The following is an 11,833-nucleotide window of genomic DNA, read 5'->3' as shown; positions in this document are numbered from 1 at the left end:
GGTCACCAGGTTCGTCACCACCTGGGCGATGCGGTCCCCATCCCATTCCCCCCGCGTGTCGCCCGCCCGGTACACCTCGATGGTGCGCTCGGGGTGGGCCGCCTCCGACTCCAGCACCATCTGCATGACGAGGGGGGCCAGCTCCAGCGGCCGGCGCTCCACGCGCAGGCCCCCGCCCAGTCGCGCCTGGGTGAAGTCCAACAGGTCCTTGACCATGCGCACCGCGCGCTCGGCCGAGGACTGGATGCGCACGACACTCTTGATCTGCCGCTCTTCCAAGCCATCCTGGCGCAGCAACGCCTGGGTCCCCAACAGGATGGCGCTCAAGGGGTTGCGCAGGTCGTGGGAGACGATGCCGATGAGCTGCTTCTCGAAGTCGGTCCGCGCCTTCGTCTCCGCCTCCAACGCCTTGCGCCCCGTGATGTCCAGCCCCGTGCCCAGCACGCGCGTGGGCTGCCCCGAGACATCGAAGTGCACCTGGCCCTGCGTGCTCACCCACCGCTCCTTCTCGCCCTCCTGGGGTGCGGTGCGGTACTCGAGGGAGAGCGTCCCCGTGCCCCCAGGCTCCAGCGCCGCCCGCGCGAGGCGGTCCACCCGTTCGCGATCCTCGGGATGCACGCACGAGAGGAGGGTGGAGTAATCCACCGGGGCGTCCGCTGACAGCCCGAAGAGGGCGCGCATGCGCCCGTCCCACACCACCGAGCACGTGGCGAGGTCCATGTCCCACGTCCCCATCTTCATGGCCTCCATCGCCAGCCGGAGCCGCTCCTCGGCGGCGTGCACCTCCCTGGCGGCGAGCGCCTCCGTGCGCTGGCGTGCCCGCACCAGCTCCGTCACGTCCGAGGCGACGACGATGATGCCCTCCATCTGGCCCTGGCTGTCGCGCATGGGCTCGTAGACGAAGTTGAAGTACACGTCCTCGAGGGCTCCACCCTCGAGGCGCGCCAGCCTGACGGGCAGCTCCTTGCCGACGTAGGGCACCCCGGTCGTGAGCACCTGGGCCAGAAGCTCCTCCAGCCCCTGGCCCACGACCTCTGGAAGGGCGTCGAACAGGGGCTTGCCCAGCACCTGCTCGGGACGGCGGCCCCAGATGCGACACACCAGGGGATTGGCCAGCTCGATGACGTACTGGGGCCCTCGGAGGATGGTGATCGCGCTGGGGGCCTGCATGAACAGCGAATGGAGCCAGGCCCGCTGGCGCTCGGATTCCGCACGGGCCTGCGCGGCCAGGGCCAGGGACTCGTCACGGACGCGCACCGCCTCACGCAGCTCCCGGTTGGTGGCCTGGAGGAACTCCTGGCCCCGGCGCAGGACGTCCGCATCCACCTCCGTGTTCCGGTCCTGCGAAGACGCCGCGCGGGACAGGAGCACGAAGTCCGTCACGTCCTCCGTCCGGTGGATGAGGTAGCACACCTCTCCCGTGGAGGAGAAAACAGGGATGTGGCTGGTGCTCCAGTAGCGCTCCTCGAAGCCCCCCCCACCGCTCTCGGGACGCGGGATGTCGTACTGCTGCACGGCCATGGTGTCCGGCGCGCGAGTGGCCAGGGCCCGCTCGAGCGAGGCGCGCACGTTGCGGGTGCCATTGGCCTTCGGGTCCGCCGGGTTGTCGGGGAACACCTCGAAGAGGGCATGACCGACGAGCCCCTCGCGGGTCGTCATGGTGGCACGCAGGTAGGCGTCGCTCACCGCCAGGATGGTGAAGTCCGCGTCGGGTCTGAGGACGAGGTAGCAGCCCGGGCTCTGCTCGAAGAGCGGCTGGAAATCAGGAGAGGACAGCGGAGGCATGGCGGGCACGTCGGCGGAGTCCATCCAAGGGAGAGGGCTGTTGAACGGCGGGGCCCGCCAGACGCGCCGTGCCCCAGGAACGCCCGGGGCGAGAGCCCAACAGTCGGGCCCCCCAGGTCTTTCCGGAGATCATGTCCGCCGACCAGGCATGCGAGCGGTTGAGCTAGTACCCGAGCCGTTCGCTCATGTAGTGGTCGAGCTGCCGGTACCACGTGCTCCAGTCGTGGGGCATGTCGTGGCCCCAGATGTCCAGGTTGTGGGGGATGCCGCGCTGGTGCAGCAGGTGACTGAGGTGCTCGGAATACCCGGGGTGCTCCCACGCGCCGCGACTCGTCACCAGGTGGATCCGGCTGTGGTGCCGGAGGAGGTCCATCCCAGGGCCCTCGGACAGGTTCGGGACGTAGGAGACGGGGTTGTTGAAGTAGACGTCATCGCTCCAGTAGCCGTGGAGGAACTCCGGCTGGAGATCGTAGAAGCCGCCCAGTCCGAGGAGCAGGTCGAACAGGTCCGGGCGCCGGAAGAAGGCATTGGCGGCATGGAAGGCCCCGAAGCTGGCACCCGCCGCGCCGATGCGCGCCTGGTCATTCCCCAAGCAGCGGCGGATGTGTGGGACGACCTCCTGCTCGACGTATTCCGAGTAGAGCACCTGGTTGCGGGCCTTCTCGTGGATGGGCATGCCGGGGTTCATCCACGCCCAGGGATTGATGCTGTTGATGCTGAAGATCTGTACCCGGCCGGCGAACAAGTGGTGCGCCACGCTCTGGATGAGCCCCATGCGCTCGGCCTCGAGGAAGTCGCCTCCGGCGGTGGGAAAGAGCAGCATCGCCGGACCCCAGTGGCCGTAACGGACGATGGGCATGTCCATGCCCAGTCGGGGGCTGTACCAGCCGAAGAGTTCCCGGCGCAGATTCGGATCGACGTTTGACATGGAGGGGCAGATTCCAAAAGAAACACCCTCTGTAAAGGCGTTTCCACCGCCTTGATCTTCCCGGTATTGCTGGGTACACGGGTAGACCCCTCCTTGAGAGAACTCCATGAACACCTCACCTTCGATGTCTCTCCTTGGTGCCCTTGTCGCCGGCACCCTCCTCTCCTCCAGCTGTGGTCCACGGGAAGAGGCGGATCTTCTGGTCGGGCAGGTCGCCGAGCTTCAAAACGCCGAGGGCGCCTACATCGCGACCTCTGAATCCACCTACCTCGGGAAGATCGCCTCGGGCACCTCCGCGGACACGCGGGCGGCCGACGGGGTCGCCCAGGTGCTCACCGAGACGGCTGCGTTCTACGACAGCACGCACAAGAAGCTCGACCACACGTGGACCCTCCCCGCGGTTCCGGCGGGCCACTACACGCTGCGCGTCATCGCCAAGAAGTCCCTCGCCGACTTCGAGACCTTCTCGTTCGGCTGGAAGAACGGCACCGACACGTACCTCCACTACGACACCTGCAAGTTCACCGGGACTTCGTACGTGACCTGCGACGCCCCCATCACCACGACCGGTGGAGACGTCCTGGTCAACGTCTCCGAGAACTGGCACCTCGAGGACAACTTCACGAGCATCTCCGTGGATTTCATCGGCCTCTTCGTGCGGACGGACTACCTGGCCCCGACCGTGTCGATCACCTCGCCGACGGCGAGCTCCACGGTGAGCGGCCTCGTCAACATCGACGTGAACGCCACGGACGATGTCGGCGTCACGAGGGTCGACTTCTACCGCGCGGGAACCCTCCTGGGCAGCGATACGACCCCTCCCTTCAGCTTCGCCTGGGACACCACCGCCGAGCCGAACAACTCCACCTCGCTCAGCGCGAAGGCCTTCGATGCGGCGGGCAACGTGACGACCTCGGCGACCGTGAGCAATCTCAACGTCCTGAACGCGGGTGGAGTCGACACCCAGTCCCCGACCGGGACCATCACCTCGCCAGAGCATGGGTCCGATCTCTCGGGGACCGTCACGGTGACGGCGTCCGCGCAGGACAACGTCGGCGTCGCTCGCGTCGAGTTCTATTACGACTACAACGTGCTCATCGGCAGCGACACCACGGCGCCCTACAGCGTGAACTGGAACACCACCACCGTCCCGAACGGCGCCCACGGCCTCTACCTGCGCATCCATGACGCCGCCGGCAATTACACGAACGTGAAGTTCGATGTGTGGGTCGAAAACGCCACGACGACCAACGCGACCCTGTCCGTCACCGCCACCGGACGTTCGGGTCCCACCCTCACCTCGAACCCGACGGGCATCTATTCCTTCGTTGGCTCGCCCTCGTCGGCGACGTTCGTCCTCGGCTCGCAGATCACCTTGAAGGTGGACAGCGGCCGGTCGGCCATCTGGTCGGGCGCATGCTCGTCCGGCGGGGAGAAGCGCACCTCCTGCACCTTCACGCTCAAGGGCAACGCGAGCGTCACGGGCAACATCCAGTAGCCCTCCTCCCTACACCTCCCGCTGAAGTGACCGTTCCGCCCGGCGCCCTTCACTGGCGACCGGGCGGTTCGTTTTCAACCCTGGCAGGACGGGGAGGTGGCAGGCAGACGGTCATTCCGGCGAAAACCCTCGCGGGATGCGTCTATCGCTCCCCGGTACAGTTTTGGTGCGAGTGGGCAACCCCCACCGTGAGGGCATGTCTTATGCCATTGACCTGCCCGATCACCTCTTCTCCTTGATGGACCTGTTGCCCAGGCGCACGTGCGCGACCATCCATCTGATGCTCGCGCGGATCGCGGAACTGGCGACGCTCTGGCCTCCGGATGACTGGCAGTGGGAGCAGTTCGCCTATCACGACGACCAGGGGCTGCGCTTCTACGTGCAGGGCTGCTGCGTGCGGTTCAGCCTGGACCCGGAGACGAGACGCGTCGTGGTGCGCGAGCTCGGCCGGGTCGTCGTCCACCTGCCCTCCGAGTTCCATGACTTCGAAGCAGGCTCCGAGGGTTCTCCCGCGGCGCAGTGAGCAACCCCCCACAGGGAGAGGTGCATGAAGGCCGTCGCGGTATTTCCGAAGGAGCGGGTGCTGCGCGTCATCGACGACGTGCCGGAGCCACGCATCGAGAAGCCCACGCAAGTCCGGGTCCGTACGCTCGAGGTGGGCCTGTGCGGTACGGACCAGGAGATCGCGCGGTTCCAGTACGGCACGCCACCGGAGGGGGCGAAGTACCTCATCCTCGGCCACGAGGCGCTCGGCGAGGTGGTGGAGGTGGGAGAAGGGGTGAAGGGGCTGGAGCCGGGAGACCTCGTGGTGCCGCGCGTGCGCAGACCGTGCCCGCGGGAGGAGTGCCGTCCCTGCCGTCAGGGCCGCCCGGACTTCTGCCTCACCGGCGCGTACACCGAGCGCGGCATCCAGAAGGCGCACGGCTTCATGGCCGAGCAGTTCGTGGAGGAGGTGGCCTACCTGCACCGGGTGCCCAAGGCGCTGCGCGAGGTGGCCGTCCTCACCGAGCCCCTCACCATCGGCGAGAAGGCGCTCAAGGAGCTCGAGCACATCCAGGCGCGGCTGCCGTGGGGACGTGAGGGCAGCACGCCGCTGCACGCGGTGGTGCTCGGGGCGGGCCCGGTGGGCCTCCTGGGCGCGATGGCGCTGCGGCGCGCGGGCTTCACCACGACCGTGTATTCGTACTCGCGTCCACCGGATGAGCGGAGCGCCCTGGTCGACGCGGTGGGCGGCCGCTACCTCTCCTCGCAGGATGTCGACCCGAGCGCCCTGGCGGCCAGGGCCGGAGCGGTGGATGTCGTGTACGAGGCGACAGGCGCCTCGAAGTTCTCTTTCGATGTCCTCGGCGCGCTGGGGCCCAACGGCATCTTCATCTTCACCGGCGTGCCCGGCCGCAAGGAGCCGCTGCAGTTGGAGGGTGGCACGCTGATGAAGTCGCTCGTGCTCAAGAACCAGGTGGTGCTCGGGACCGTCAATGCCGGGCCCGACGCCTTCGACGCCGCGCTCACCGACCTCCAGGCGTTCATCGAGCGCTGGCCCGGGGCGCTCGAGCGCCTCATCACCACGCGCTACCCGCCCGAGGCCGTGCCCGAGGCGTTGACCGGGAAGAGCGACGGCATCAAGCGCATCGTCCACTTTGGCTGAAGGGAGAGCGCTCCGACCATGTCCCACTCCACGCCCTGGCTGGATGTCTCCGTCCCCCTGTCCTCCTCGATGCCCTACTACCCGGGGGACCCCTCCCCGGACATCAAACGCGTGCAGTCGCTCGAGGAGGGCGCGGACGCCAATGTCACCCACCTGTCCTTGAGCGCGCACGCGGGCACCCACGTGGATGCGCCCGTGCACTTCTTCTCGGGGCGACCGGGCATCGACGAGCTGCCGCTGGAGGCCACCATGGGCCGCGCGCGCGTCGTGCACCTGCCAGGGACGGGGTCGGTGCGCGCGGACGCCCTGCGGGCGCATGACCCGCGGCCCGGGGAGCGGCTCCTCTTGCGCACGCACAACTCCGACCGGCGCTGGTGGGAGCTGCCCTTCCAGGAGTCCTTCGTCGGGCTGACCCAGGAGGCCGCGGCCTTCCTCGCCGAGCGGCGCGTGGGGTGCGTGGGCGTGGATTACCTCTCGGTGGCGGGCTTCCACGAGGACAGCCCCGCGGTGCACCGCACGCTGCTCGACGCGGGCATCTGGATTGTCGAGGGGCTCTACCTCGGCGAGGCGGCCCCGGGTGACTACGAACTCGTGTGCCTGCCCTTGCGCCTCACGGGCGCGGACGGCGCCCCGGCGCGTGCGCTCCTGCGTCCGTGGACCCGGGGATGAGACATGGCCGAGTGTCCCTTCGCCTCTTCCGCCCCTCCCGCCGAGGCCGCCGCGCTGGAGCCTTCCGATCCGCTCCTGGCCCTCAACGAGGCCTTCCGTGGCGCCTACGCCGCGCGCCGTGAGGCCGTCCTCACCCACATGGGCCCGGTCATCGCGCAGATCGACGACCTGCTCATCCTCCGGCGCGACGGCCAGCGCTTCGAGGGCCCCGCGCGGACCCGGCGCTACCACGAGCTCAAGGCGCTCAACCACCTTCCCCTCGCCCTCCACGTGCTCCTGTCGGGCGTGCGCGGCGCGCTCGACGAGTCCACGCGGGACCGGCTCGTCGAGTTCCGGCGGCTCATCACCACGGCGGCGGCTGGCCTGGACCGCCGGGGATTCACCCCGGACTCACTGGCACGCCAGCACCGCATCCTCGACGCCTCGCTCGCGCTCCTCCAGCAGGTCCTCGCCGACAACCGCGTCGCGCCCGAGGCACTCTCCGCCTTTACCCGCGCACAGGTCCCGGACCTCGTGCGCAACTCGGAGGACGCGGCGCGCGACCAGCTCGAGACCATGCATGCCACGGTCGAGGCCTGGAAGCAGCAGATGACTCCGGAGGAGCGCGCCCGGCTGCGCGCGGTGGTCGCGGTCTCGCACATGTCCCGGCCCGGAAACGTCGCCCTGCAATACTTCTCCGTCACCCTGGGGGAGACGTGGGAGGGCCGCTTCGACCAGGAGGACCTTCAACCGGGCAAGCGTGTCCTGGCGGCGGAGACGGCCTTCGACGAGGCGGCGGCCTTCCAGTTGCTCGCCACCCATGCGCTCGATGCCAGCGTGTCCGACCGCTTCTTTGGCGATGAGATACGGATGGAGCGAGACCTGCTCGCGGACGCGGCGGAGCGGCTCCTCGCCCAGATGTTCCACAAGGAACCCGAGCCCGTGGGATGAGGCCCCGCCTCGAATCCCCTGTCACCAGTTGTTCACGGACTTCAAGTCGAACAGGTCCGTGAAGCCGTTGGCCCGGAGGATCTCCACCGCTCGCGCGCTCCGTCCCCCGGCCTGGCAGTACACCACCACCCGCGTCCCCGGCGGGCCCACCTCGGGCAGCCGCCGCGGCAGCTCCTGCACCGGGATGTTCTTCGCCGGCTCCGGGTGCCCCTGCCGGTACTCCTCCGGCGTGCGCACGTCCAGCAACACCCACCCCTGTCCCACCAGCTCCCGGGCCTTCTCCGACAGTTCTTTCGGTGTCATCTCCCCCTGAATGTAGCCGGAAACTGGAGCCCGCGCGCCAGGGCGCTACAGTCCTGTTGCCCCATGCCCCCGCTGGAAAAATCAGAGTTGCTGGCCCAGCTCGCCGAACGTCTCCGGCAGAGCGATCGGCTCGCCCACCGCGCCGAGGCCGATGCCCGCGAGGCCGCCCGGAGCCTCGCCACCGAGTCCGAGAAGAAGGAGGACGGTCGCGCCGCCATCGAGTACGGCAGCCTCGCCACCGGCCAGGCCCAGCGCGCCCGCCGCGTCCTCGAGGAGCTCAAGGCCCTCTCCGACTTCCAGGAGGCCGGCCTGCCCCGCTTCTCGCGCAAGAGCGCCGTCGGCCTCGGCGCCATCATCGACGTGTCCACCGAGGACGACGAGGGCTTCGCCGAGCGCACCTTCTTCCTCCTCCCCGCCGGCGCCGGCACCGAACTCACCGGCCCCGGCGGCGATGGTTTCCTCTCCGTCATCACCCCCGCCTCTCCCGTGGGCCGTGCCCTGCTCGGACGTCGCGCGGGCGACACCATCGAGGTCACCCTGGCCGGCGAGGTACGCGAGTGGACGGTCCTCGAGGTGGCTTGAGCCACCCCGCTTGATCGCCGCCGCGGATCCTTCCAGGCTTCCTCTCACCGCGGGTGCCGGGGGGCCCTGCGTCAGAGAGAGGTCCACGCCATGCCCACGCTCCGAGCAGCCGCGAAGCTCGTCCTTCCGCAGGTCACGGAGGAGTGGGCCTTCGCCGTTGACCACCCGGATGGCTTCATCGCCCTCTCGGGGGTGCGCGGACCCGGCGGCGAGCTGAACGACCTCGTCTGGGACTACACCAACCCCGCCGCCGAGACGATGCTGGACATGCGCCTGACGGACCTCCAGGGCCGGGGCGTCGCCGAGGTCCTCCCCCTGGCCCGCACCGGCGGTCTGCTCGCGCGCATGGCCCGCGTGATGGAGACGGGTGAGCCCTATGTCGACGAGGTGCTCTTCCCCCTCGGCAACCGTGAGCGGTGGTTCCGCCTCGTCGCCCTCAAGCGCGGCGACGGGCTCTCCCTCTGGTTCACCGACATCACCCGCCGCAAGCGCGAGGAGCGCGAGACGGGCTTCCTCGCCGAGGCCAGCCACCTGCTCACCGCCTCGCTGGACGTGGAGAGCGCCCTGCACGAGCTGGCCCGCCGCTGCGTGCCCATGCTCGGCGACGGCTGCGCCCTCCAGGTGATGGACAGCGGCGGCCAGCCCCTCCTGCTGGAGACGGTGGCCACCGAGCCCTCCCGGGAAGTGGTGCTGCGCGAGGTGCTGCGCCGCTACGCCGAGGAGCACTCCGCCCCCTGCCTCGCGGGCCTGCGGCTGCCCCGGGACACGCCCCAGCTCCTCGTCGACCTGACGCCCCCGCTGCTCCAGTCCCTTACCCGCGACGCCGAGCACCTGCGCCTCATGCAGGCCCTGAGGCCCCACTCCCTGATCGCCGTGCCCCTGCGCGCGCACGGGCGCACCCTGGGCGCGCTCGTCCTCTTCACCTTCCGCGAGCGCACCTACGGGCCGGAGGATCTGCGCTTCGCCGAGGAGCTGGCCGACCGCGTCGCCCTCTCCGTGGACAACGTCCTGCTCTTCCGCGAGGCCCGCCACGCCGTCGCCCAGCGCGACGAGTTCTTCACCGTGGCCGCCCACGAGCTGCGCACCCCCACCACCTCCCTCAAGCTCAACGTGCAGTCGCTCCTGCGCGGGGCCCGCCGCGGCGACGTCGGCGCGCTCCCCCCGGCGCTGCTGGCCAAGCTGGAGAACATCGACCGCAACGCCGGCCGCCTCAACGCGCTCGTCAACGAGCTGCTCGACGTCACCCGCATCCACGCCGGCCGCCTGCGCCTGGACCTGGAGCAGGTGGACCTGGCCGCGCTCACCCAGGAGGTGGCCGCGCGCTTCGAGCTGCCCGCCACCCAGTCCCACAGCCCCCTCCTCCTGGAGCTCTCCGGCCCCACCGAGGGCGCGTGGGACCGGCTCCGGCTGGAGCAGGTGGTGACCAACCTGCTGTCCAACGCCCTCAAGTACGGCGCCGGCAAGCCCGTGCACGTGCGCGTGGAGGCCGACGCCCAGCTCGCCCGCCTCGTGGTGCGCGACGAGGGCATCGGCATCGCCCCGGAGAGCCTCCCCCGCCTCTTCGGCCGCTTCCAGCGCGCCGTGTCCGACAGGCACTACGGCGGCCTCGGCCTGGGCCTCTACATCACCCGGCAGATCGTCCAGGCGCTCGGCGGCACGGTGAGCGTCCGCAGCGCTCCCGGCGCCGGCGCGACGTTCACCGTGGAACTCCCCCGCCAGGCCTCCGTTTGACGGATGGCGGACCTACACCCACATAATGCTGTCAGCCGATGGACGCTCCTCTGGCAGGCTGTGGATTTGCGCCGCCCAAGCTGGTTGGAAGGAAGACTCATGCGCCCGCCCACCGTAGAGCCCTCCGCCGAGCCCGCGCGCAAGCCCCCGCTCCTCCTGACGTGGCCTGCCGCCGTCTTTGGCCTCTTCTTTGGCGTGGCCATGACGTACGCGCCCTACGAATTCCACGCCACCTACTTCCGGCCCCTGTACCCGTACGTGCGCGCCATGGGCATGGCGTACCTGGCCAGCAGCATCGTGCTGATGGCCACCATGCTCTACCCCCATGCGCCCCGCTGGCTGGACGTGCTGGGCCGGCTGGGCTTCGCCGCCGTCACCAGCCTGTACTGGTGGGTGCTCAACGTGCGCACCGGCGGCGTCACCGGCGCCCTCCTCTACCCGCTGCTGCTGGCGGGGCTCGCGCTGGAGGCCTCGCCCACGTGGCGGCGGCGCCAGGTGTTCCGCGGCGTGGTGTCCCTCATCGCGCTGGCCTTCGGCGTGCTCATGCTGGCGGCGGGTGAGCGCTTCCCCCCCGTCTTCTACGCCGCGCTCGCCCCGATGCTGGTGCCCATGGGGCTCGTCTTCCTGCTGTGTGGCGCGGGGCTGCTGTCGCCCGTGAGCACCCGCTGGCCCCAGTTGCCGCGCGTGCTCTTCACCCTGCTGGCGGTGGACTTCTCCCTGCTGGCCTGGGCCATGGCCCGCATCGGCTCGGGGCCAGCCGCCAGCATCTACCTCGTCCTCACCGTCTCGTGCGCCGCCGTGGCCATGGGCTTCAGCCCCCGCGCCCCTCGCACCGTGGGCTTCAAGCTGCTGCGCGGGCTGGCCTTCGCCGGCCTGGTGCCGCTGCTGGCCCTCGGCGCCCTGGGGGCCTGGCTCGCCCAGGGCGCCATCGAGCGCCAGGTGCGCGATGACACCGTGCGCGCCGCCGCCGGCGAGGCCGACTTCCTCGTGCGCTACCTCGACGACGCGCGCGAGTCCCTCCAGCTGCTGCTCGAGTCCCCCGGCTTCCGCCACGCCTTCGCCACCGGCAACCGCGTGGACATGGAGAAGCACCTGCGCAACCTCCCCGCCCTGGCGCGCGCCTTCGACGCCGCCATCGCCGTGGACGAGGTGGGCCGGGGCCTGGCCGCCTCCTATGACAAGGTGGAGCTGGGGGACTTCTCCCACCGCGACTTCCACGCCGGCGTGCTGAGCACCGGCGCCCCCTACGTCTCCCGCCCCTACACCAGCCAGCTCGGCCTGCCCCACGTGGCCATCGCCCTGCCCTTCAAGCACGAGGGGAAGCTGGAGGGCATGCTCGTGGGCCTGCTGTCCCTGGAGCGCCTGTCGGCCGCGGTGACGCCCGCCGCCCAGCGCTTCCGCGTGCAGGTGCTGGATCGGCGCGGCCAGCTGCTCCTGCGCGACACCCAGTCCAGCGCCCCCCTGCTGAGCGAGGCCCATGTGCCCACCGCCCTGCGCCTGCGCCTGTCCACCAGCGACGAGGGCGTGGTGGAGATGTCCGGCCCGAGGGACCAGCGCATCCTCCTGGCCGCCGACGCGCCCGTGCCCGGCACCGAGTGGAGCGTCGTCGTCACCCAGGACCTGGGCGTGGCCTACCGCGCCATCACCCGCACCAGCGTGGCCTTCCTCGGCATGCTGGCCCTGGGCGTGTTGCTGATGCTGGGCCTGGCCCAGTTCGTCGCCCGCGACATCATCCGCCGCCTGGGCACCCTGGTGGAGGCCA

Annotated in this window: 11 protein-coding genes; 8 read left to right on the top strand and 3 right to left on the bottom strand. The window is 70.1% G+C overall.

Going from position 1 to position 11,833, the window contains the following annotated elements; all coding sequences use genetic code 11:
* Together VF794_RS02560 and VF794_RS02555 are read right to left on the bottom strand one after the other, a co-directional pair.
* The coding region (locus VF794_RS02560) for a PAS domain-containing protein (protein ID WP_331107349.1) at positions 1-1,809 on the bottom strand (1,809 nt) is incomplete at its 3' end.
* Positions 1,810-1,948: 139 nt separating this feature from the next.
* Complete coding sequence (locus tag VF794_RS02555; RefSeq protein ID WP_331107347.1) at positions 1,949-2,713, bottom strand: hypothetical protein; 765 nt, start codon at positions 2,711-2,713, stop codon at positions 1,949-1,951.
* 124 nt (positions 2,714-2,837) lie between these two features.
* On the opposite strand from VF794_RS02555, the gene VF794_RS02550 reads away from it, so the two are divergent.
* From VF794_RS02550 to VF794_RS02530, 5 genes are all read left to right on the top strand, one after another.
* A complete protein-coding gene (locus VF794_RS02550; protein WP_331107345.1) occupies positions 2,838-4,211 on the top strand; it encodes an Ig-like domain-containing protein in 1,374 nt (457 codons plus the stop codon).
* A gap of 196 nt (positions 4,212-4,407) precedes the next feature.
* Positions 4,408-4,734, top strand: a complete 327-nt coding sequence (locus tag VF794_RS02545) for a hypothetical protein (RefSeq protein WP_331107343.1) — start codon at positions 4,408-4,410, stop codon at positions 4,732-4,734.
* A 24-nt stretch (positions 4,735-4,758) separates the two neighbouring features.
* Entirely contained in the window at positions 4,759-5,856 is a 1,098-nt protein-coding gene (locus tag VF794_RS02540) for a glucose 1-dehydrogenase (protein ID WP_331107341.1), read from the top strand.
* Positions 5,857-5,874: 18 nt separating this feature from the next.
* Positions 5,875-6,525, top strand: coding sequence for a cyclase family protein (locus VF794_RS02535; RefSeq protein WP_331107340.1), 651 nt, complete (start codon positions 5,875-5,877; stop codon positions 6,523-6,525).
* Positions 6,526-6,528: 3 nt separating this feature from the next.
* A complete protein-coding gene (locus VF794_RS02530) occupies positions 6,529-7,455 on the top strand; it encodes a hypothetical protein (RefSeq protein WP_331107338.1) in 927 nt (308 codons plus the stop codon).
* Between the two features lie 21 nt (positions 7,456-7,476).
* On the opposite strand, the gene VF794_RS02525 is transcribed toward VF794_RS02530, so the two are convergent.
* A complete protein-coding gene (locus VF794_RS02525) occupies positions 7,477-7,758 on the bottom strand; it encodes a rhodanese-like domain-containing protein (RefSeq protein ID WP_331107337.1) in 282 nt (93 codons plus the stop codon).
* A 63-nt stretch (positions 7,759-7,821) separates the two neighbouring features.
* Between VF794_RS02525 and VF794_RS02520 the strand changes: the two genes are divergently transcribed.
* The 3 genes from VF794_RS02520 to VF794_RS02510 form a co-directional block, all read left to right on the top strand.
* Positions 7,822-8,340 (top strand): GreA/GreB family elongation factor, encoded by a 519-nt coding sequence (locus VF794_RS02520; RefSeq protein WP_331107335.1) that lies wholly within the window; start codon positions 7,822-7,824, stop codon positions 8,338-8,340.
* A 90-nt stretch (positions 8,341-8,430) separates the two neighbouring features.
* Positions 8,431-10,071: a sensor histidine kinase gene (locus tag VF794_RS02515; protein ID WP_331107333.1), complete on the top strand. Its 1,641-nt coding sequence runs from the start codon at positions 8,431-8,433 to the stop codon at positions 10,069-10,071.
* Between the two features lie 99 nt (positions 10,072-10,170).
* On the top strand, positions 10,171-11,833 hold a 1,663-nt coding region (locus VF794_RS02510; protein WP_331107331.1), incomplete at its 3' end, for a cache domain-containing protein.

The sequence above is a fragment of the Archangium sp. genome (assembly GCF_036389735.1).
Classification (GTDB): domain Bacteria; phylum Myxococcota; class Myxococcia; order Myxococcales; family Myxococcaceae; genus Archangium.
This window is presented reverse-complemented; position numbering and strand designations above follow the sequence as displayed.